General features: G+C 61.8%; 14 protein-coding genes. 9 read left to right on the top strand and 5 right to left on the bottom strand.

The features are described 5' to 3' along the window. The first annotated feature begins 26 nt into the window (after positions 1–26). The 3 genes from LJ360_RS17935 to LJ360_RS17925 all read left to right on the top strand — a co-directional run bounded on the left by LJ360_RS17935 (position 27) and on the right by LJ360_RS17925 (position 4,223). The gene (locus LJ360_RS17935; protein ID WP_264994628.1) at positions 27–1,505 is read left to right on the top strand and encodes a diguanylate cyclase; all 1,479 of its coding nucleotides are present in this window, start codon (positions 27–29) and stop codon (positions 1,503–1,505) included. A gap of 76 nt (positions 1,506–1,581) precedes the next feature. Then, a complete protein-coding gene (locus LJ360_RS17930; protein WP_264994627.1) occupies positions 1,582–2,448 on the top strand; it encodes an MBL fold metallo-hydrolase in 867 nt (288 codons plus the stop codon). 11 nt (positions 2,449–2,459) lie between these two features. After that, positions 2,460–4,223: a SulP family inorganic anion transporter gene (locus LJ360_RS17925; protein ID WP_264994625.1), complete on the top strand. Its 1,764-nt coding sequence runs from the start codon at positions 2,460–2,462 to the stop codon at positions 4,221–4,223. Here the strand turns inward: LJ360_RS17925 and LJ360_RS17920 are convergent. Continuing rightward, positions 4,164–6,764, bottom strand: a complete 2,601-nt coding sequence (locus LJ360_RS17920) for a PEP/pyruvate-binding domain-containing protein (RefSeq protein WP_264994623.1) — start codon at positions 6,762–6,764, stop codon at positions 4,164–4,166. The two genes, LJ360_RS17925 and LJ360_RS17920, sit on opposite strands and share 60 nt — an antisense overlap. 2 nt (positions 6,765–6,766) lie before the next feature. Then, the gene (gene gdhA, locus LJ360_RS17915; RefSeq protein ID WP_264994621.1) at positions 6,767–8,116 is read right to left on the bottom strand and encodes an NADP-specific glutamate dehydrogenase; all 1,350 of its coding nucleotides are present in this window, start codon (positions 8,114–8,116) and stop codon (positions 6,767–6,769) included. Between the two features lie 186 nt (positions 8,117–8,302). On the opposite strand from gdhA, the gene LJ360_RS17910 reads away from it, so the two are divergent. Beyond that, the gene (locus LJ360_RS17910; protein WP_091852991.1) at positions 8,303–8,962 is read left to right on the top strand and encodes an energy-coupling factor ABC transporter permease; all 660 of its coding nucleotides are present in this window, start codon (positions 8,303–8,305) and stop codon (positions 8,960–8,962) included. On the opposite strand, the gene LJ360_RS17905 is transcribed toward LJ360_RS17910, so the two are convergent. Beyond that, the gene (locus tag LJ360_RS17905; RefSeq protein WP_264994620.1) at positions 8,927–11,017 is read right to left on the bottom strand and encodes a putative bifunctional diguanylate cyclase/phosphodiesterase; all 2,091 of its coding nucleotides are present in this window, start codon (positions 11,015–11,017) and stop codon (positions 8,927–8,929) included. The genes LJ360_RS17910 and LJ360_RS17905 overlap by 36 nt on opposite strands. Before the next feature lie 144 nt (positions 11,018–11,161). Between LJ360_RS17905 and LJ360_RS17900 the strand changes: the two genes are divergently transcribed. Next, positions 11,162–12,217: an NAD(P)-dependent alcohol dehydrogenase gene (locus tag LJ360_RS17900; RefSeq protein ID WP_264994619.1), complete on the top strand. Its 1,056-nt coding sequence runs from the start codon at positions 11,162–11,164 to the stop codon at positions 12,215–12,217. A gap of 64 nt (positions 12,218–12,281) precedes the next feature. On the opposite strand, the gene LJ360_RS17895 is transcribed toward LJ360_RS17900, so the two are convergent. Then, entirely contained in the window at positions 12,282–12,812 is a 531-nt protein-coding gene (locus tag LJ360_RS17895; RefSeq protein ID WP_091853002.1) for a response regulator transcription factor, read from the bottom strand. Further along, positions 12,805–14,061, bottom strand: coding sequence for a sensor histidine kinase (locus LJ360_RS17890; RefSeq protein ID WP_264994618.1), 1,257 nt, complete (start codon positions 14,059–14,061; stop codon positions 12,805–12,807). The genes LJ360_RS17895 and LJ360_RS17890 overlap by 8 nt, the downstream gene beginning before the upstream one ends. Positions 14,062–14,292: 231 nt before the next feature. Between LJ360_RS17890 and LJ360_RS17885 the strand changes: the two genes are divergently transcribed. From LJ360_RS17885 to ggpS, 4 genes are all read left to right on the top strand, one after another. Beyond that, positions 14,293–15,327, top strand: a complete 1,035-nt coding sequence (locus tag LJ360_RS17885; protein WP_264994617.1) for an efflux RND transporter periplasmic adaptor subunit — start codon at positions 14,293–14,295, stop codon at positions 15,325–15,327. Further along, positions 15,324–18,596 (top strand): efflux RND transporter permease subunit, encoded by a 3,273-nt coding sequence (locus LJ360_RS17880; RefSeq protein WP_264994616.1) that lies wholly within the window; start codon positions 15,324–15,326, stop codon positions 18,594–18,596. The genes LJ360_RS17885 and LJ360_RS17880 overlap by 4 nt, the downstream gene beginning before the upstream one ends. A gap of 23 nt (positions 18,597–18,619) precedes the next feature. Then, positions 18,620–19,501: a DUF1853 family protein gene (locus LJ360_RS17875; RefSeq protein WP_091853015.1), complete on the top strand. Its 882-nt coding sequence runs from the start codon at positions 18,620–18,622 to the stop codon at positions 19,499–19,501. A gap of 168 nt (positions 19,502–19,669) precedes the next feature. After that, positions 19,670–21,952 carry a glucosylglycerol-phosphate synthase gene (gene ggpS / locus LJ360_RS17870; RefSeq protein ID WP_264994615.1) on the top strand — a complete coding sequence of 761 codons (2,283 nt, stop codon included), beginning with the start codon at positions 19,670–19,672 and terminating at the stop codon, positions 21,950–21,952. Positions 21,953–21,973: the final 21 nt, after the last annotated feature.

Genomic DNA, 21,973 nt, shown 5'->3' with positions numbered 1-21,973 from the left:
AGCCAGCCCATGACGGGGAGACTCCAATGTTCCCCCGCCTGTTGTCGGAGTTGGCCTCCGGCGTGCCGGGTGTGCTGTTTTGTTACCGGGTCAGTGCGGACGGAACCTTCCATTATTATCCCTTTATCAGCAGCCGGGTGAGGGAAGTCTTCGGCCTGGACCCCCGTAAGCTCCAGACGGATGCCTCGGCTGTGTTCGACATTATCCACCCGGACGACCGGGCCGGAATCGTGCCCTCGATCAGTGTCTCCGCGGCGACCCTTGAACCCTGGCAGTACCAGGCCCGGCTGCGCCTTAAAGACGGCACCTATCATTGGTTTGAAGCACACTCCATGCCGCGCCGGGAAGCGGACGGCAGTACCCTGTGGTATGGGCAGTTCACCGATATCCAGACCCATAAGGAGCTGGAAGCGGATCTGCGGCAAAGAGAGGCCGAGTCGGCCTATCAGCTGCAGTTCCACAAGCTGCTGGCAAGCCTGTCGTCTGATTTCATCAATGCGCCCATAGGCGATTTCGACCAGGAGATTGACCGCTTCCTGGCCCGCATTGGCGAGTTCTTTGACGTGGACCGGGTATATATCTACCGGTTTTCCGAGGAGCTGACCCGAATGACCAACACCCATGAGTGGTGCCGGCCGGGTGTGCCTGCCCTGAAAGGCTCCCAGCAACAGGTAGACACAACCGGATTTCGCTGGTGGCAGGAGCAAAGCCGCAACCTGCTGCAACAAAACCGGGTGCTCTTTATAGAGGATGTCAGCAAACTGCCCGATTCGGCGGGGCCGGAGCGGGCCTTGCTGGAGGAGCAGGGTGTGGCTGCGATGTTCTGTATTCCTGTCGTCACCCGGGGTCTGGTGGACGGTTTCTTCGGGATGGACTCGCTGCAGGTGCGGCGCTGGCGCAGGGACCTGTCCGACCTGTTGATCCTGGTGGCGAACCTGCTTGCCCAGGCCCTGGAACGTTTCCGCCTGGAGCAGGAGCTGCTTAATCAATCCATACGGGATCCGCTCACCGGTATCCACAATCGCCGTTACCTGGAACCCCGTATCGCCGAAATGCTCGCCCGCTACCAGCGTTCCGGGGAGGGGTTCGCCCTGGCGATGCTGGACATTGATCACTTCAAACAGGTGAATGATACCTATGGCCACCAGGCCGGTGACCAGGTCTTGCGGGCCTTTGCCCGGCTATTGCAAAACCAGTGCCGGGCCTCGGACGTGGCAGCCAGGTACGGCGGAGAGGAGTTTATCCTGGCGCTGGCGGACGTTAGCCGCGAGCGGGCGACCTGGGCGCTGGAGCGGGTGATCGATGAGGTCCGCGAATTGGCACTCAGTTTTCATGGCAAGGTGATACCGGTCACCGCCAGTGCCGGCCTGGTCCATGTGAGTGACCTTGACGATCCGGCACCCACACCGGATGGCCTGATCACCGAAGCTGATCGCCGTCTCTACCGGGCCAAGCGTTCCGGTCGAAATTGCCTGATCGATGCATCAGGGGCATCACCACTATAAGAAAACCGTATTTCACTTTATATTACCTTCCAGTATATGCTTAGAACTAAATTGGCGTTACCCGGGAGGTAAGCACATGTCCAACCCCATCGTTCAACACTTTTTCGACGAGCCCACCAACACCTTCAGCTACGTGGTTCGTGACCCTGACAGCAATGCCTGCGCGATCCTGGACTCGGTACTCGACTTTGACTATGCGGCCGGTCGTACCGATGTGCGCTCGGCAGACGAGATCATTGCCTATGTCGAACGGGAAGGGCTGGTGGTGGAATGGATACTGGAAACCCACGTCCACGCTGATCACCTGTCTGCAGCGCCCTACCTGCACGAACGGCTCGGGGGTAAGACCGGCATCGGTGCCCACATCATTGATGTGCAGGAAATCTTCGGCAAGGCGTTCAACGCCGGTACCGAATTCGCCCGTGACGGCAGCCAGTTTGACCGGCTGTTTCGGGAAGGCGATACCTTCAGCATTGGTGGCCTGGAAGGCCGGGTGCTCCATACGCCGGGCCATACGCCGGCCTGCCTGACCTATGTGATCGGCGATGCGGCCTTTGTCGGCGACACTCTGTTCATGCCGGATTATGGCACCGCCCGCTGTGATTTTCCGGGGGGGGACGCCCGCACCTTGTACCGTTCCATCCAGAAGGTGCTGACGTTGCCGGCTGAGACACGGATCTTCCTCTGTCACGATTACAAGGCGCCGGGTCGGGATGAATATCACCATATGACCACGGTGGCGGAGCAGCGCGAGGCCAACGTGCACGTGCATGAAGGTGTCAGCGAGGAGGAGTTTGTCAGGATGCGCACCGAGCGGGATGCCACCCTGGACATGCCCCGCCTGATCCTGCCCTCGGTGCAGGTGAACATGCGCGCCGGGCACATGCCGCCGGCGGAGGATAATGGCCAGGTGTACCTGAAAGTGCCGATTAACCGGTTCTGAGGTCAGCTATCGTGAAGCTGACCCGTTTCCTGCCGGTATTGGACTGGCTGCCACACTACAACCGGTCCACCCTGGCCAGTGACCTGCTGGCGGCGGTGATTGTCACCGTCATGCTGATTCCCCAGTCGCTGGCCTATGCCATGCTGGCGGGCCTGCCACCCCAGGTGGGCCTTTATGCCAGCATCCTGCCGCTGGTGCTCTATGCCGTGTTCGGTTCCAGCCGGACGCTGTCGGTGGGGCCAGTGGCGGTCGCTTCACTGATGACCGCGGCAGCCCTGGGCAAGCTGTTCGAGCCAGGCTCAGGTGAATACCTGGCCGGCGCGATCCTGCTGGCCGTCATGTCCGGGCTGATGCTGGTGCTGATGGGCATTTTCCGGCTGGGTTTCCTGGCCAACTTTCTCAGCCACCCGGTGATTTCCGGCTTTATCACCGCCTCCGGGCTGGTGATTGCTGCCAGTCAGCTCAAGCATCTGCTCGGGGTGAGCGTCAGCGGGCACAACCTGCTGGAGTTGCTGGCCGGGTTGTATGGACAGCTGGGTGATATCCACTGGCCGACCCTGATGATCGGGCTCGGAGCGCTGGTATTCCTGGTCGCGGCACGACGGTATATGAAGCCACTGCTGATGGGGCTGGGGTTCTCAAACTCCGCGGCCGGCATGCTCTCCAAGACCGCACCGATCCTGGCGGTGGTGGTGACCACCCTGGTCACCTGGTTGCTCAGGCTGGATCAGGGTGGAGTGGCTGTCGTTGGTGATATACCCGGCGGCCTTCCTGGCCTGGTCATGCCCAGCCTGGACCTGTCCCTGTGGCAGCAATTGGCGGTGAGTGCCCTGCTGATCAGTATCGTCGGTTTCGTGGAATCCGTATCCGTAGGCCAGACCCTTGCGGCGAAACGCCGGCAGCGTATTGACCCGGACCAGGAACTGGTTGGTCTGGGCGCCGCTAACCTGGCCGCCGGCTTTTCTGGCGGTATGCCAGTGACCGGTGGATTTTCACGTTCGGTGGTGAACTTCGATGCCGGAGCAGAAACCCCGGCGGCAGGGGTCTATACCGCCGTGGGTATTGCCCTGGCGACACTGCTCCTGACACCTGCGATCGCCATGTTGCCGGTCGCTACCCTGGCGGCCACCATCATTGTGGCGGTGGCAACCCTGATCGATTTCCCGGCGATTGTTCGCACCTGGCGCTATTCCCGGTCCGATTTCGTCGCCATGCTGGCGACCATTGTATTGACCCTGGCCTACAGTGTGGAGGCGGGTATCGTGGCCGGGGTGTTGCTGTCCTTGTGGCTGTTCCTCTACCGCACCAGCCGGCCGCACAGTGCCGTTGTGGGGCGGGTTCCGGGTACCGAGCATTTCCGGAACGTGCGGCGTCACCAGGTTGAAACCCGGCCGGAGTTGGCCATGCTGCGGGTGGACGAGAGCCTGTACTTTGCCAATGCCCGCTTCCTGGAAGATTGTGTGCTGGGGCTGGTAAGCAGCCAGCCGGACCTCAAGGACATTGTGCTGGTCTGTCCGGCGGTGAACCTTATCGATGCGTCGGCCCTGGAGAGCCTGGAGGCGATCAACGAGCGCCTTCACGACAGTGGTGTCAGGCTCCACCTGTCTGAGGTAAAAGGCCCGGTGATGGACCGCCTGCGGCGCACTTCGTTCCTGGAGAGCCTGACTGGCAAGGTGTACCTTACCAACTTCCAGGCCTGGCAGGCCCTGACGCCGTCAGAAGTGGCCGGCGACGAGGCGCTGGCGGGTCACGTCGGCCAGCACGCGCAGGGGTGAGCCTTCGCACTCCAGGACGGTGATGCAGTCCTGGATGGCGGTCGGTGGCAGGTCCTGCTGCAGCAGGCTGTCGATGTGTCGCTGCTGGGCATGATGTTTCAGCCAGTCCGGATTCCAGGTGGAGTCCTGCTGGTCGGGGAAGATAGCCACGTAGGCGATGCCGGATTCCACCAGGTCCTGGAAGAAATGGGAGCCGAAGGACAGGTCCGGCACCATGCCATTGCCCATATCGGCGATTTCCACCAGCAGTGACACCCGGCTGATATCGGCAAAACCCACCGGAACACCCAGTTCCGGGCTGCTGGTGCCCCAGCGGCCGGGACCGGCCAGCATCAGGTTGAAATGCTCTGGTGTCTGGCGGGCCAGCCGGCCTACCAGTTTTGCCACCTGGTGCTTGCCGTTGAGGTCGAGGGCGCTGTACTCCGCTGCCCTGACCAGGATGACGCGATGGATGGCCAGGTTGATGTTACCCCCCATGAAGCGCCCTTCACTGGCCATCAGCAAACGTCTCGGGTCCGGCCGTTCCGGCAGGGAGGCAGGCTGGCTGTCACCGATGGTAGCGAGTGGACGGCACTGGACCAGGTTGAGGCGGACCGGGACCTCGCTGTTATCCAGGTGTACCGTAAACTCGACATCCACCGGGTGTTGATAGGCCTTCTCAAGGGTCGTCAGCATGCGACGGGCCAGGTCTATGAATTCTCCCTGGCGAATCAGTGGCCTGAACGTAAGGCGCCAGACCGGTGCGTCCAGGCCCAGTTCCCGAGCTCTCTGTGAAGCTGCCCTGTCGGTTTCCCCCAGGCGTTCCAGGGGCAGGGATGGAGCTTCCCGCACCAGGGTAGTGAGGTCTGTGGTGGTCAGGCCAGGTCCGGTGACGTCCAGGGTGTCCACCAGGTGCTGGCTGAAGCGGTAGTTCTCTTCCAGGTTACGGAACGGCTGCTTGAGAGGCTGGTCGAGAGCGATGACCCAGGCGTGGTCCCCCTGGATCCGGTCCACCGCACGGGTGCCCAGTCCCATCACCAGTCGCAGCATACCCGCTTTCGGGTCCATATCCGGCGCCCACACGAAGGTGTTGCGGGATACACCCACTGCCGCGGCATCGGGCAGGTACCAGTGGTCATGGAAACGGCCATTGACCCGCTGGATCAGCAGGGCCATGGGCTCTTCCAGGTCTTCCAGATCGCGGCCCCGGCGGTAGCTGAGGGCGTCCTCGCTCATAGTGGAGGCGTAGACCTGGCGAATGGCGTTTTCCAGCGCGGCAAGGCGTTGTTCGGGATCACCCTGGTTGATCAGGAACACACTCTCGTACTTGCCGGCGAAGGCATTGCCGAAGCCGTCTTCGAGCAGACTGCTGGAGCGCACCAGGATCGGGTACTGGCCGAAGTGGTCCAGGGTGCGGATCAGTTCCGGGCGTACCTCCGGCGGGAACTCTCCCTGCAGGATAGCCTTGCGCAGGGCAGGAGCCTCGTCGAAGAACCCTTCCCGGGTGCGGTGTTTCATGACCGCAGGCCAGAGCCCGTTGTGTACCAGGAAGGCATACCAGACGTCCGACGCCAGGAACATGGAGTCGTGGGGGTCCAGTGCGCTACCCCAGGTGTCCGGATCTTCCCTGGTCAGGATCGCCCGGGCTAGCAGCATGCCTACGGCTTTGCCGCCGATAAATCCACTACCGATGGTGCGGTTATGTATGGCCGTCAGGTCATCCAGTGACAGGTAGTCTTCCGCCAGCGCCAGGATGCGGGGGTCCCGGCTCACCAGAACCTGGAGGATGCGCTGTACCAGCGCGCGGGCGCTATCCGCTGCGTCACATTCCTCGGCTTCGAGGAACAGTCGGTCCCAGCCGTCCAGCAGCTGCTGGGTTGCGTGGGCCTGTTGCTCGATGGCGGCCTGCAGGCGGGTGGCGTTGCTGCTGTCGGTCACCGGAATGAACTCGCCGTCCCGGTAACGGTGGGGCAGGAACATGGTTGGCGACTGGCGCTGCCACACCTTGACCGGTTGCAGCTGCATGTCGTCATCGGCCCGATGAACGTCGATCATCACCTGGGTGGTGGCGCGGATGCGGTCGAGGGTCTGCCGCGAGTGACGCTGGGGCAGCAGCGCAAACCATGCAACGGTATCCAGCTCGAACAGGAAGGGGCAGATCACGCGGAAGAAATAGCCCACCATGGTATCGGTGGCCCAGGCATTAAGAAGGTCGCTGAGGCAGTCGCATACGTAGAACGCGCCGCGGCCCCAGGTTTCCACCAGTTCCCAGATACGGGCGGTGAAGGATTCGAAACCGTCCCGGGCGTCCACTTCGATAATGCGGATGCCCGGAGCGGGTGCCAGCAAGGGTTCATGCTGGCCAAAACGCAGGTAGATGATCTGGCGGCCGGCGGCGGTGGCAGACGCCACAAAGGGCGTCACGAACCGCCGGTAGTCGTCCAGGTCGGTGACCCGCCAGACCACATTGTCACCAATCCTCAAGCCATCCAGGACCTGGTCCAGTCCTGGCAGCCCGGTGGAGATCACCGGGGTGGCCTGAGTATCGGTGACGTTGGCCATGATCAGATCAGGCCCATGGCGTCCATGGCGCGGGCGACCTTGATAAAGCCGGTGATGTTGGCACCCAGCACATAGTTGCCCGGGGAGCCGAACTCTTCAGCGGTTTCAAAGGAGCTCTTGTGGATCTCGATCATGATGTCTTCCAGGCGCTTCTCGGTGTAGGCAAAGGTCCAGGAATCACGGCTGGCGTTCTGCTGCATTTCCAGGGCACTGGTGGCTACACCGCCGGCGTTGGCCGCCTTGCCTGGGCCATAGGCCAGCTTGGCGCTCTGGAAGATCTCGATGCCTTCCGGGGTGGTGGGCATGTTGGCGCCTTCCGCCACGGCAATACAGCCGTTCTCTACCAGGGTCTTGGCATCGTTGCCGTTGAGTTCGTTCTGGGTAGCGCAGGGCAGGGCCACGTCACAGGGTACGCTCCAGATATTGCCATCCTCCACGTACTTGGCGTGCTTGTGGACTTCAGTGTAGGCGCTGATGCGGCGACGCTCCACTTCCTTCAGGCGCTTTACGGTGGCCAGGTCGATGCCCTTTTCGTCCACGATGATACCGCCGGAGTCGGAGCAGGCAATAACCTTGGCACCCAGCTGGTGGGCTTTTTCGATGGCGTAGATGGCGACGTTACCGGAACCGGAAACGACGACGGTCTTTTCGTCGAGGGAATCACCACGGGCTTTCAACATTTCCTGGGTGAAGAACACGGTGCCGTAGCCGGTGGCTTCGGTGCGGGCACGGCTGCCGCCCCAGTCCAGGCCCTTGCCGGTCAGCACGCCGGATTCGTAGCGGTTGGTGATGCGCTTGTACTGGCCGAACAGGTAGCCGATCTCGCGGCCGCCAACGCCGATGTCGCCGGCGGGGACGTCGGTGTACTCGCCCAGGTGACGGTACAGCTCGGTCATCAGACTCTGGCAGAAACGCATGATTTCGTCGTCAGACTTGCCCTTGGGGTCGAAGTCGCTGCCACCCTTGCCGCCACCGATGGGTAAGCCGGTCAGGGCGTTCTTGAAGATCTGCTCGAAGCCGAGGAACTTGATGATGCCCAGGTACACGGACGGGTGGAAGCGCATGCCGCCCTTGTAGGGACCAAGGGCACTGTTGAATTCAACGCGGAACGCCCGGTTGATATGGATTTCGCCCTTGTCATCCTGCCAGGGTACCCGGAAGATAATCTGGCGCTCAGGCTCACAGATACGCTGGATGACTTTCTTTTCGACAAACTCCGGGTACTTCACCAGTACCGGTCCGAGGGTCTCGAGAACTTCATGTACGGCCTGGTGGAACTCGGACTCGCCGGGGTTCCGGTGCAGGACATCCTGAAAAATGGGCTCAAGTTTTTCGTCCAGGCGTGCCGGCATAGATTTCTCCTGATAGTGGGATTTAATGGTGGTTAATACTTATGGGAACCAGCTATTGCACCATGATAGGGCGATTTTGGCAATCAATGATTGATTCAAGTCAGCGTTCGCTTTCTTCTCCAGCCCGGTTCTGGCAGCATCCTGCCGGCTTTCGGTAACCTGATCCCATCCGCGTGAGGCCCGTTTATGGGACTGACAGACAACCTTTTTCCCGCCTGGTTACTGCTGGTCACAGCGGTGATGTTCGCCGGTATCCTGGTGCGGGCAGTCCGTCAGACCGACTGGCAGTGGCTTCGCTCGGAACAGCGTCTCCAGCATTGCCTGTTCGGTGCGGCCGTGGTGCTGGGCTTCCTCTGGCAACTGCGGGCCGGGCTGTCGCCAGGTCTGAGCATCCATATTTTTGGCATGACCGCCGTGACCCTGATGCTGGGATGGCGGCTGGCCGTGTTCAGCGGCCTGTTGGCGTCGGTGATCGTGGTGATCACCGGGCGGGAGCCGGCCAGTCTGTTTGCCGTCAATGGCCTGATTACGGTCATGGTGCCAGCACTGGTGACCCATGCCATCATGCGCTGGGAGCGACGGCGCAATTTCCGTAACTTCTTCGCCTATATTTTCTTCTGCGGGTTCTTCGGTGCGGGTGCCTCAGTGCTGGCGGCGGGCATGACCATGGTGGTCCTGCTGTGGCTGACCGGCGTGTACGACTGGTACCACCTGCAGCATGACTATGTGCGTTACCTGCCGCTGTTTTTGCTGCCGGAGGGGTTCGTCAACGGTGTGGTGGTGACCGGCCTGATGGTCTTCCATCCGGAATTACTGACTACCCTGGACGAACGCCGGTACCGTTAGCGGGTTCCTGGCCTGCCACTGGCGCACCCACTGGGCAGTTTTCTCCGCCGGCATGGGCCGCGCCACGCCAAAGCCCTGGATCTGGTCGCAGCCCAGCGTGGCGAGCACTTCCCCATGGCGATCGGTTTCCACGCCCTCGGCCAGTACCGTGCGATTGAAGCGCTGGGCCATGTAGATCACGCTCTCCACAATGGCCCGGTCGCTGTCATCTTCCAGCATGCGGAGGATGAAACTCTTGTCAATCTTGATGACGTCGACGGGCAGGCTGCGGAAGTAGCTCAGTGAGGAAAACCCGGTGCCGAAATCGTCCAGGGCAATCTGCACGCCCAGGTCACGGCACTCGTGAATTACCTGGCTGGCCCGCTGCATGTCATCCAGGGCGGTAGATTCAAGGATTTCCAGGGTGATCAGTGCCGGATCCAGACCCGGATGATCTGTCAGATACCGCCCCAGGAACCGGGAAAACCCCGGTGCCAGCAGGTGCGCGGCGCTGATATTGATGCTCATCCCCAGGGGCAGCCCCGCCTTTGACCACTCAGCCTGCTGGGCCAGGGCGTGCCTGAGTACCCACTGACCGAAGCGCTCTTCCAGGTGACTACCCTCGATGTAGGGGAGGAACTGGCCCGGTGCCAGCAGGCCCTTGTCAGGGTGTTGCCAGCGTACCAGGGCTTCCACCCCGATGACGGCAGAATCACGCAGCTGAAGCTGTGGCTGGTAGTGAAGTTCGAATTCGTCCTCCCGGATAGCCCTGGCCAGTTCGGTAATCTGCTGGCGACGTTGCTGGAGGTTTTCATCCAGTGTGGGGTCGAAGAAGTGGTAGTTGTTACGGCCCTTTTCCTTCGCGGAGTACAGGGCCTGGTCCGCATGGCGCACCAGTCGTTCGCCGTCAGAGCTGTCATTGGGGTAAACCGTGATGCCCATACTGCCGGTGATGTTGGCGGTTGTGGGGCCGACAGACAGGGGCTGGCGAACCGCATTGAGGATACGCTGATAGACCCGCTCATCATCCACGTTGCGTAGCAGAAGTACAAATTCGTCACCACCCACCCGGGCAACGGTGTCATCGCTGCGCACCGCCAGTCGCAAACGGTTGGCGATGGTGACCAGGGCTCGATCCCCCAGGCCCTGGCCTACCTGGTTGTTGATGGCCTTGAAGCCGTCCAGGTCCAGGTAGCAGACTGCAAGGGGCTGCTGGCTCAGGTCACTGTGGTCCATTTCCCGCTTCAGACGGGTGACCATCAGCTGGCGGTTGGGCAGGCCGGTGAGGTCGTCGTAGTGGGCGGCCCGCTCCAACTCCTCGGCGTGGTTCTTGAGGGCAGTGATATCCGAGAAGCTGGCGACGTAATAATGCTCTCCCGGCTCATCGAGCTGTACCCGGGTGATGGACAGGAATTCCGGGTATTCCTCGCCACTCTTGCGCCGGTTCCAGATCTCACCCCGCCAGAAGTTCTGCTCATGAAGGGCCCGCCAAAGGGAGCGGTAAAATTCCGGCCCCTGGCGGCCAGAACTGAGCATGTTGGGGTTGTTGCCGATGGCTTCTTCCCGGGTGTAACCGGTGATGCTGGTGAAGGCCGGGTTGACGTCGATAATCCGGTTATCGGCATCGGAGATGATAATGGCGTCCTGGCTGCGCTCGAACACACTGGAGGTGATCTTGAGGCGGCGTTCCAGTTCCTTGCGCTGAGTGACGTCAATCAATACCGCCATGAACCCGCCATTCCCGGAGGTGCCGGGTGAGATCGGATTGCATACGGCCCGCAGCCAGAGGGTGGTACCATTCCTGCGATAGGCGAGTATGTCCTTGTCGAAACCCGTGCCGGACTCCACGGCCTGGCGAATGGCGGTGTCCGTGTCGGGACCGGTCAGGAACTCACCAGGACGACGACCATGAATTTCACCAAGCCGAAATCCGGTCAGCTGTTCAAAAGCACCATTGACCCAGCGGACCCGCCGCTGCGTATCGGTAATCACCACGCCATTGCTGGTCTGGTGGGCGACTTCTGCCAGTAGTGCAGTCAGGTCGTCGTTGTGGTGATTGGCAGGTGTGTCGTCCATACTTCGGGCTCGGGCTTTATACAATGAAAAGAAATGCTGCCCTGCGATCAGTATAGACTTCCGTGGCATTACGAGTAGCTAGCTGATTATGAACAAGGTGCCAAACCAAAACAATGACAGATACAGTAAAGAGGTAAAAAGACCATGTCAGACGTAAAGGGCTATGCCGCCACCTCGGAGCTCTCCGGGCTCGCCCCCTTCAGTTTCCAGCGCCGCACTCCCCGTGCCGACGACGTCTCCATCGACATTCTTTATTGCGGTGTCTGCCACACCGATATCCACTTCGCCGAGAACGACTGGGGGCGCACCAATTACCCGGTCGTTCCAGGGCACGAGATTATCGGTCGAGTGACTGCGGTTGGAAATGATGTGAATCAATTCACAGTCGGAGAGTTGGTCGGAGTTGGCTGTATGGTGGATTCCTGCCGTTCCTGTCCCTCCTGTGAACAGGGTCTGGAGCAATATTGCCGGGAAAGCATGACCCCCACCTATAACGGTGAGGACCGTATTGACCGACTGCGCACCTACGGTGGCTACTCCGAGCGCATCGTGGTCAGCGAGCGCTTTGTGGTTCGGGTGCCGGACAAGCTGGACCCCGCCGCAGCGGCGCCAATCCTGTGTGCCGGCATCACCACCTATTCGCCCCTGAAACACTTCGGCGTGGGCAAGGGGCACAAAGTGGGGGTCCTGGGTATGGGCGGTCTCGGTCATATGGGCGTCAAGTTTGCCCGGGCACTGGGGGCCGAGGTCACCATCTTTACCCGCTCCGAAGCCAAGGTGGCCGAAGCGAAGAAGCAGGGCGCCGACCACGTCATCATCTCTACCGATCCGGAGCAGATGGCCGCCGCTACCGAGAGCTTTGACTTCCTGCTGGATACCATTCCGGTCCACCATGACCTGAACCCGTATCTGTCTACCCTGAAGGTGAACGGCAGTCATATCCTGGTGGGCATGATCGAGCCCATTGAACCGACGGTGCATTCCCGCAACCTGATCGGCAAGCGTCGCATCCTGACCGGGTCATTGATCGGGGGCATGCCCGAAACCCAGGAAGTACTGGATTTCTGCGCCGAGCACGATATCAGTTGTGATATCGAGATGCTGGACATTCACAACATCAATGAAGCCTATGAACGCATGAAAAAAGGTGACGTGAAGTACCGCTTCGTGATCGACATGAAATCCCTCAAGAGCGCCTGACCAAACGGGATGCCAGGTGTCCGGGCGATCGCGGCGGTATGATTTTCTGCTGACCGGACACTGTTTATTCCCGCCAGCGGGAGTGCTTGCCCAGCTTGCGCTGCAGGGTTCTGCGGTGCATGTTCAGGGCACGGGCGGTGGCGGAGATGTTACCGTCATTTTCCGCCAGCACCCGCTGGATATGTTCCCATTCCAGTTCCTCCACGGATGGAGGCTGGCTCCGCAGTGCGGGCTCGTGGTTGTCCGGTTCGAACCCGTCGATGATCTGGTCCGCAGTCACCGGTTTGCACAGGTAGTTCACCGCGCCCTTGCGCATGGCCTCCACGGCGGTGGCAATGCTGCCATAGCCAGTGAGAATCAGCACTTCCAGCCCGGGCTGCTTCGCCAGTAATTCCGGCAGCAGTTGAAGCCCGCTTTCGCCGGCCAGGTTCAGGTCAAGCACACAGCGACGGGCGTCACTGGCGTTCAGCTGACTCAGCGCTGCTTCCGGGTCGTTGGCCTGAACGCAGTCGATGCCCCGGCGTCCCAGGGACCGGGCCAGGGTGGCCGCAAAGGTTTTATCGTCGTCGATGAGCAGCCAGGGTGTGTCACTCATGGGCAGCCTCCTCTGAAACAGCCGGCAGTTCAATGGTCATTGTGGTGCCACGTTCAGGACCTTCGGTGCGAGCCTCGGCACTGAGTCGGCCGCCGAGTCGCTGGATGGTGGCATTGGACAGGAACAGGCCGACGCCCAGCCCCTGCTCAGAGCGCACCGGATGTTGCCCCGGAAGGGTGTCCTCAATACCGGCGCCGCGGTCAATGATGGTCAGGCGCGCGCGATTGTCCTCGACGCTGGTGCCCACCTCTATACCCTCAGGGCTTGCTCGCAGGGCATTAGCTATCAGGTTGAGTACCGCCTGGTCCAGGGTGGCGTCCACCCGGACTGCCGCTTCGGGCGGGTTCTGTGGCCACTGGATTCGGGCGCCCGGCCACAGCAGGGTGGCGGATTCCCGCAGCCTTTGTTGCCACCGGGCCAGGGGCAGGGTTTCGGTGGCTGCCTCCCGTGCCCTGACAGCGGCTTCTGTCATGGTCTGTAGTTGCTCACGGCACAGACCCAGTTGCTGGTCCAGCAGTTCCAGGTCTTCGCGGAAGGCGGTGCACTCGGGTGCCAGTTTCAGGTCGTCCACCACCAGTGTCATGATATTCAGGGGGGTGCCGAGCCGGTGGGCCACGTTGGCGGCTGACAGGCCCAGGGCAATGACCTGCTCGTCCCGGAGCCGCTCCTCACGGCTTCGGGCCAGGGCCTGCTGCTGTTCCCTTAGCTGGCTTGCCAGCGACCCTACGACCACCAGCATGATGGCTGCGGTCAGGGCAAAGGTGCCCCACATGCCCATCAGGTGCAGCTGCATATAGGCTGCCCGGGTCAGGTCGGCCGGCGGCGGTACCGGGTAAAGCATCAACAGGGTATAGACGGTAATGGCCAGCAGTGTAATGACCAGGCTGTGACGAAGCGGAATCAGCACCAGGCCGGTGGCCAGGGGCAGCAGTAACAGGGAGACCAGCGGGTTTGTGGAGCCGCCGGTCAGTGCCAGCCAGATACCCAGCGCGACCAGGTCTGCCGCCAGCGAGAAGGTGACCGGTAACGCCAGTCTTGGCGGATGACGGGTCATCCATAGCCAGCTCGCCGCTGCAAACAGTGCGTGGGCTATAGTAACCAGCAAGGGTGCGGGTCCGGCCAGGGGGGGCGCCAGGAACCACAGCGTGGCCAGCGCAAGCCACTCCATGGTTACCATGGAGAGACGCATCAGCAACAGGTAGCGGGCAGACTGGCGGAATCCTGCCTGGGAAATGGTGTGCAGTTTCATCGCGAGATTATAGTGCGCTCCTGGGAGGGTATGCCGCGACATTCTGCCTCAGTAGCACCGCATTATCCTCCATTCGTGCCTGCGGGTATCAGCGGAGTCGTCCGGAATTGATCGGCATCAGGCTGCAGGCGGTGGTTGCTGTATACCGGACTATACTGACATGTCACCATATATCTCATAAGGTTATAACGTAAACGAATGATTGTGCGCTGGGGAGTCCGGGTGATGGTAATGCTGCGTTGGTGTTTGTTGGGGATGGCATTGCTGGCGGTGCCTGCCCTTGCGGAAGTGCGGGTCAGCACGGTAGAGCGGGGTACCTTCGAAGAAGTGGTCCAGCTGGATGGGCTGATAGAGGCGGTCCAGCAAAGCACCGTTTCTGCACAGACCAGCGGCAAGGTCATGGAATTGCCCTTTGATGTGGATGATTCGGTGCCTGCCGGAGCGTTGATTGCGCGGCTGGAGGACAGCGAGCAGCAGTCCCGCCTGGCCCAGGCGGAAGCCGGGCTGGAGGAAGCTCGCTCCGGCCTGTCCAATGCCCGTCAGCGCTTTGGGCGTATTGATGAACTCTACGACCGGAGGCTGGTATCACGGCAGGAATACGACCAGGCCAATAATAACCTCGCATCCGCCAATGCCCGGGTAGAGCGGGCCCGTAGTGTGGTTGAGGAAGCCGAAAAACAGTTGTCCTACACCCGGGTCGAGGCGCCCTATGGTGGTATCGTGACCGAGCGCCATGTGGAGATCGGGGAAGCCGTCAGCCCCGGCCAGCCCCTGATCAGCGGCCTTTCCCTGGAGCAGCTGCGGGTGGTAGTGGACCTGCCCCAGAAATACGCCGGCGTGGCCAGGGACCAGCGCCGGGCCCGGGTCACCCTGGATGACGGCCGCGCCATTGCCACCGGCGAGATGACTTTCTATCCCTACGCCAACCCCGGCACCCATACCTTCCGTGTCCGTATGAGCCTGACCGAGCCCAACGGCACCCTGTTTCCGGGCATGCTGGTGAAAGTGTCCGTGCCGGTCAGTGAGCGCCAGGTGATCCTGGTACCGGAAAGCAGTGTGATTCACCGCAGTGAACTGCGAGCCGTCTTTGTGATGGAAGGCGAGGGTGAAGGCCGCCCACGGTTGCGCCAGGTGCGCACCGGGGGGCGCCAGGGTGGCCAGGTGGAGATCCTTGCCGGCCTCTCTGAGGGTGAACACCTGGTGGTAAACCCGCAATCGTTGGTGGGTACGGAGCAACTGGCACCCCGGGCAGGAGGTGAGGAGTGAGTCGCGAGCTGCCGCCGACAGGCCCCTCCGGAGCGATTGCCCGGGTCTTCCAGGATTCCCGCCTGACCCCTTTGCTCACCGTACTGGCTATCCTCCTCGGTGTTATGGCGGTGGTGGTCACGCCCAAGGAGGAAGAGCCGCAGATTGACGTCACCATGGCGGATATCATGGTGGCGCTACCCGGTGCCAGCACCCGGGAAGTGGAAAACGTTATCGCCACGCCGGCCGAGCAGGTCATGAGCGAAATCGCTGGTGTAGAGCACGTTTACTCCGTGTCTCGCCAGGGGCAGGCGGTGATCACGGTGGAGTTCGCGGTGGGCATTACCCGCCAGGATGCCCTGGTCCGTCTCTATAACCAGGTGTATTCCAACCAGGACTGGCTGCCGCCGGACCTGGGTGCCAGTCAGCCAGTGATCAAGCCCCGCTCCATCGATGATGTGCCCATCATGACGCTTACGCTGTATGACCCGACCAACCGTCATACCGGCGAGGAGCTCACCCGCCTGGCCCATACCCTGGAAGTGGCCCTGAAGCGGGTACCCGGAACCCGGGATATCTATACCGTTGGCGGCATACCGGACCGGGTGGATGTGCGCTTTGATCCGGCCCTGCTCAAGGGCTTCAACCTCACGGTGGACGACCTTCAGCAGGCCCTGGCGGCCGCCAACACCAGTAGCCAGGAAGCCCGGGTAACCCGTGATAACCTGTCGATCCCGGTACAGTCGGGCACACTGCTGGAAACGGTGGACAGCGTAAGGCGCCTGGTGGTCGGCATGCAGGATGGTGCCCCGATTTTTCTGGCCGACGTGGCGGAGGTCTCCCGCGGCGGCACCGTGCCGGACCAGAGCGTCACCATGGGCCTGGGGCCGGCGAGCGCCGACGATCGCCGGGGCGAAATCGGAACACTGTACCCGGCGGTGACCCTGGCCATTGCCAAGAAGCCCGGTGAGAACGCCATCGATATCACCCGGGCCATCGAACACCGGCTGGAGTTGCTGCGCAACCGGGCCCTGCCGGAGGATATCGAAGTGGTGGTCACCCGGGATTACGGCGTGACCGCCTCCGACAAGGCCCGCAAGCTGATTACCGACCTGGGATCTGCCACGCTGTGTGTCGTGCTGCTGGTACTGGCAGCCATGGGCTGGCGCCAGGCCACCATCGTCGGGATTGCCGTGCTGGTGACGCTGCTGCTGACCCTGGTGTTTTCCTGGGCCTGGGGCTTCACCCTCAACCGGGTCTCGCTGTTCGCCCTGATCTTCTCCATCGGCATCCTGGTGGATGATGGCATTGTCATCACCGAGAACATCAACCGACGCATCCGCAACTCCCACTGGCCGCTGAAAGACATTATCCCGGTTGCGGTGGACGAGGTGGGTACGCCGACCATCATGGCGAGCCTGACCATCATGGCCGCGCTGATTCCCATGGCCTTTGTCACCGGCCTGATGGGCCCCTATATGAGCCCGATTCCCATCAACGCCTCCGCCGGTATGGTGTTGTCCCAGATCGTTGCCTTTGTCGTCGCGCCCTGGCTGGCCATGCGGTTGCTCAAGCGGAAGCACGGTGAGGACCTGTCAGACGGCGACCGTGAGAACAACGAGGAGCAGGGTAGCTCTGCCGATGGCGTCAGCCCCGTGTCGATGAAGGTCTTTCGCACGGTGCTGGGGCCATTTCTTGGCGAACACCCCTGGCGCCGCCGGTTCCTGGGCCTGGGCGTGGTGGGGCTGACGGTTGCAGCGGCCTCACTGCCGGTGTTCATGCTGGTGATCCTCAAAATGCTGCCCTTCGACAACAAGTCGGAACTGCAGGTGGTGGTGGACATGCCAGAGCGTACACCCATGGAGCAGACACGGCGGGTACTGACAGAAATGGGTCAGTACCTGGAAACCGTGGACGAGGTGGCGAACTGGCAGGCCTATGCGGGCACCGCATCTCCGATCAACTTCAACGGACTGGTGCGCCAGTACTACCTGCGCAGCGAACCCTGGCAGGGGGACCTGCAGGTCAATCTGGCGGATGAAGAGCATCGCAGCCGCCAGTCCCACGATATTGCCCTGGCGCTTCGTGAACCTTTGCAGGTCATTGGCGAGCGCCACGGCGCCAGCGTGAAAATCGTCGAAGTGCCCCCCGGTCCTCCGGTGCTCTCACCGGTGGTGGCGGAAGTCTATGCCGCGGATGAGTGGCGCCGGCGGGAGCTCGCTGAACGGCTGGTGGCCGGTATGAAGGAGATCGACGGACTGGTGGATATCGACACCACCATTGAGGCGCCGACCCGCCAGTGGGAAGTGGTGGTGGACCGGGACCGTGCCGCCCGGCTCGGGGTTTCCCAGGCACAGGTGGTGTCCACGCTGCAGACTGCCCTGGGCGGTGCCGGGGTCAGTTACCTGCATGACGACAACGCCAAGTACCCGGTGCCCATCCGGGTGATCCTGGATGAAGGCGACAAATCACAGCAGGCCACCCTGCTGTCGTTGGCCGTGCGCAGCCGTGACGGTCACCTGGTGCCCCTGGCCAGCATTGCCGAAATCCATGAGGCGGACTGGGCCGGGGCGCGTTATCACAAGGATTTGCTGCCGGTGACCTATGTGACGGCGGATATGGCCGGCGACACCGACTCGCCGCTGTACGGCATGTTCCGCATGGTCAGCTGGCTGGAGGATCAGGACGATGCGCCGGAGCAGTATTACATCCGCCAGCCGGACCTGCCCGAGCGGGGTACCCTGAAATGGGATGGGGAGTGGCAGATTACCTATGAAACCTTCCGGGACATGGGGGCGGCCTACAGCGTGGGTGTGTTTGCCATTTTCGTGCTGCTGGTCGCCCAGTTCCGGTCCTACCTGCTGCCGCTGGTGGTGATGGCCCCGATTCCCCTGACGTTGATTGGTATCATGCCGGGCCACGCGCTGCTGGGGCGGGAGTTTACCGCCACCAGCATGATCGGGATGATCGCCCTGGCGGGCATCATCGTGCGCAACTCCATCCTGTTGGTGGTGTTTATCCGTCAGTTGCTGGATGAGGGCATGGCACTTGAAGAGGCAGTGGTATCTGCCGGTGCCGTGCGTATCAAGCCCATTGCATTGACCGCCATTTCGGCCATGGTGGGCGCCTGGTTCATTCTCAGTGACCCGATCTTCAACGGCCTGGCCATCTCGCTGGTGTTTGGGCTGGCGCTTTCGACCCTGCTCACGGTGGTGGTTGTACCCCTGCTGTATTACACCTTTGCCCGCTGCGGCTGGCTGGGGCCGGTGAGTGAAGGGAACAACGCCTGAACAGAGGCTGAGGAGCGGCTTTCATGCAATACCAGTGGCGAACGGCAGGGCACCTCGACTGGCTGTGCCGTGCACCGCAGCTACTTCACTGTGAGCAGTCCCTTGTCCTGCAGGATCAACTGCCGTCTGACCTGGATGCCCGCCTGGCCCGGTGGGCTGCGGATCCGGGCAGTCGCCCGGCTGTCCTGAATGAGCCTGCGAACCCTCGCCTCGGCTACTACTTTGAACGTCTCTATGAGTGCGTTATGACCCATCTGCTGGGTTGGCAGTTGCTGGCGAAAAATCTGCAGGTCAGGGACGGATCAGGACGCACCCTGGGCGAACTGGATTTCCTGTTGCGGAACCCGGTGACCAATGAGGTCGAGCACCATGAGATCGCGGTAAAGTTCTATCTGGGCTATCAACAGGATGGGAACGATACTCTGTGGTACGGCCCCAACAGCCGGGATCGGCTGGACCGGAAAGTGCGACGGTTGCTGGAGCACCAGAGTCGCCTGACCGAGCGGCCAGAGGCCCGGAAGGCCATGACAGACCTGGGTATTCCCGGGCCCGTGACCTCCAGGATCTTCATGCCTGGCTACCTTTTCTATCCGCCGGATACCCCGTTGACCGTGCCGGATTTCGTACCGGCGGATCACCTCAGGGGAACGTGGCTGTACCGTCATGATCTTGCCGACCAGGATATGGCTGCCTGGGTACCCCTGCACAAGCCCCACTGGCTGGGCCCATGGTCCCAGCCAGACAGACCGGATCCCGAGCTGGCTGCGCGGGTAATGGATACCGTAGCTGAGCATGCCCGCCCCCGACTGTTCGCTGTCCTCAGCGAGGACGCGGCCTCCGGCCAGTGGATCGAGGTGGAACGGGTCTTCGTCGTCCCTGAGAACTGGCCCCGGCAGGGATGTTGATGCACCGTGATGGTGCAAAATAACGTTTGCCTCGCTGAAACGTCTCTCCGGAACTGGGGTAATAAACCCGAGCCCCCTGATTTCCGGTCAGAAAAACACCCGCCGGCACAGAACCTGCACCGACCTCTGCAAGCAACATGCACCTGAGGCCCCGGGCCAGGAGTGACCGTGATACTTGCCACAGACCTTGATGGAACCTTCCTCGCCGGCGATCCGGAGAATCGCCTGAAACTCTACCAGTTGATCTCCACCCACCCCGACATGACCCTGGTCTTCGTCACCGGCCGCGGGCTGGAGTCGGTACTGCCCCTGCTGTCTGATCCCACCCTGCCGCAGCCGGATTATATTATCTGTGATGTGGGCTGCACGGTGGTCGATGGCGGCAGCCAGCAGCCAGTGGGTGGGATTCAGGCGGAGATCGAGCAGTACTGGCCCGGCGAACACGCAGTGGAAGATGCATTGGCGGGTTTTGCCGGACTGCGCCGCCAGGAAGTACCCCAGGAAAGGCGTTGCTCCTTTTTGTGCGAACCCGAAGCGGTGACCGATCACGTGGTTGCGGCAGTGGATGCGCTGGCCTGTGACCTGCTGTATTCCGCTGGCCAGTACCTGGATGTGTTGCCGCCGGGGGTGAACAAGGGCCGTACCTTGCGGCGCCTGGTGGAGCACCTGGACGCTGATCCGGAAAACGTGCTGGTGGCGGGTGACACCCTCAACGACCTGTCGATGTTCGAGCAGGGTTTTATCGGGGTCTGCGTGGGGGAGTCCGAGCCCGGTCTGCTGGACGCCACTGAAAGCCGTGCCCGGGTCTACCATGCCACCCTTTCCGGCTGTGGCGGGATTCTGGAGGCCATCGGCCATTTCGGGTTTCTCGGCCCCAATGGGATGGACGCGGAGGCCCGGGACATCCTCAAGCCCGGCAAGTCCGACCTGGTCATCGTGTACCACCGGCTGCCCTACGAGGAAGTGGTGGAAAATGGCACCCAGGTGCGCCGCCGCCCCACCTCACCCAATGGCATCATTCCCACGCTGCTGAGCTTCTTTGCCGACGGCAAGGCCGGCTCCTGGGTGGCCTGGTCGGTGCACGACCCCGCCCTGGGTGCCTTCGAGACCCATACCGAGGTGGATACCAGCCGCTATGCAAGGCTGCGGGCGGCGAGGGTCCAGCTAACGAAGCACGATGTGGATATCTTCTACAAGCGGTTTTCCAAGGAGGCCTTCTGGCCCACCCTGCATACCTTCTGGGAGCGGGCCTCGTTCCGGGAAGATCACTGGCAGGTGTTCCTGAAGGTAAACCGACTGTTCGCTGAGCGCACGGCGGCGGAGGCGGCTGAGAATGCGGTGGTATGGATCCACGACTACAACCTGTGGATGGTGCCTGCGTTCTTGCGGGAGCTGCGCCCGGACCTGACCATCGCCTTCTTCCACCATACCTATTTTCCCTCAGCGGACGTGTTCAACGTGCTGCCCTGGCGGCGGGAGATTGTGGGTAGCCTGCTGCAGTGCGACTACATTGGCTTCCACATCCCTCGCCAGGCGGAGAACTTCGTGGACGTGGCCCGGGGCGTTACCCCGCTGGACGTGGTGGACCGCACCGGCTGTGCACCGCGATTCCTCACCTATGGCTGCGCGGTGGGGCTCGATGAGATGACCACCACCATTACCGTCAACGACCGGGAGATCGGTCTGGGCGCCCACCCGGTAGGACTGGATCTCAACCGGGTGTCCACTGCATTGAAGCAGGCGGGCGTCCAGCAGAAGATGGATGAGTTGCGCAGCGAGCTGGGGAATACCCGGTTGGTACTCTCGGTAGAGCGGCTCGACTACACCAAGGGTATCCTGCAAAAACTGGAGGCGTTCGAGCAGTTGCTGGCGGAGCACCCGGAGCTGGTGGGCAAGGTCACCCTGATGGTGGTTTGCGTACCGGCCGCCCGGGAAATGACCGTCTACCAGCAGCTGCAGCAGGATATCGAGCAGGCGGTGGGCCGGATCAACGGCCAGTATGCGACGGTTGGCTGGGCGCCGATCCAGTTTTTCTTCCGGGGGTTCCCGTTCGAGGAGCTGGTGGCCTGGTATGCCATGGCGGATGTCATGTGGATCACCCCGCTGCGGGATGGTCTCAACCTGGTAGCCAAGGAGTATGTGGCCACCCAGGGCATGACCGACGGGCGCGGCGTACTGGTGCTGTCAGAGTTTGCCGGCGCGGCAGCGGAGTTACGGGGCGCACTGCTCACCAACCCCCACGACCCTGGGGAAATGGCGCGTACCTGTTACCTGGCCCTTGCCATGGGGAAGGAAGAGGCCAAAGACCGGCTGCAGAAAGGATACGAAGTGGTCAGCTACCATGACATTGAATCCTGGGGCCGGGAGTTCCTGGAGGCAGTAGGCCGTCGTCGAAAGCAGCGGCTGGCCAGGGCGGGAAAACGGTTGAAGCCACTGACCTCGGTAGCCTGACACTCAAGGAGCCCACGTTCA

Origin of the sequence: Marinobacter sp. AN1 (assembly GCF_026013985.1) — a bacterium.
Classification (GTDB): domain Bacteria; phylum Pseudomonadota; class Gammaproteobacteria; order Pseudomonadales; family Oleiphilaceae; genus Marinobacter; species Marinobacter segnicrescens.
Note: the sequence above shows the minus strand (reverse complement) of the source record. Positions and strands in the feature narration are given on the sequence as shown.

Coding starts and splice junctions, on each gene's coding strand:
- LJ360_RS17895 (WP_091853002.1), bottom strand. CDS start 12,812: ATGAGTGACACACCCTGGCTGCTCATCGACGACGATAAAACCTTTGCG.
- LJ360_RS17875 (WP_091853015.1), top strand. CDS start 18,620: ATGCAATACCAGTGGCGAACGGCAGGGCACCTCGACTGGCTGTGCCGT.
- LJ360_RS17910 (WP_091852991.1), top strand. CDS start 8,303: ATGGGACTGACAGACAACCTTTTTCCCGCCTGGTTACTGCTGGTCACA.
- LJ360_RS17890 (WP_264994618.1), bottom strand. CDS start 14,061: ATGAAACTGCACACCATTTCCCAGGCAGGATTCCGCCAGTCTGCCCGC.
- LJ360_RS17920 (WP_264994623.1), bottom strand. CDS start 6,764: ATGGCCAACGTCACCGATACTCAGGCCACCCCGGTGATCTCCACCGGG.
- LJ360_RS17900 (WP_264994619.1), top strand. CDS start 11,162: ATGTCAGACGTAAAGGGCTATGCCGCCACCTCGGAGCTCTCCGGGCTC.
- LJ360_RS17885 (WP_264994617.1), top strand. CDS start 14,293: ATGCTGCGTTGGTGTTTGTTGGGGATGGCATTGCTGGCGGTGCCTGCC.
- gdhA (WP_264994621.1), bottom strand. CDS start 8,116: ATGCCGGCACGCCTGGACGAAAAACTTGAGCCCATTTTTCAGGATGTC.
- LJ360_RS17930 (WP_264994627.1), top strand. CDS start 1,582: ATGTCCAACCCCATCGTTCAACACTTTTTCGACGAGCCCACCAACACC.
- LJ360_RS17935 (WP_264994628.1), top strand. CDS start 27: ATGTTCCCCCGCCTGTTGTCGGAGTTGGCCTCCGGCGTGCCGGGTGTG.
- LJ360_RS17905 (WP_264994620.1), bottom strand. CDS start 11,017: ATGGACGACACACCTGCCAATCACCACAACGACGACCTGACTGCACTA.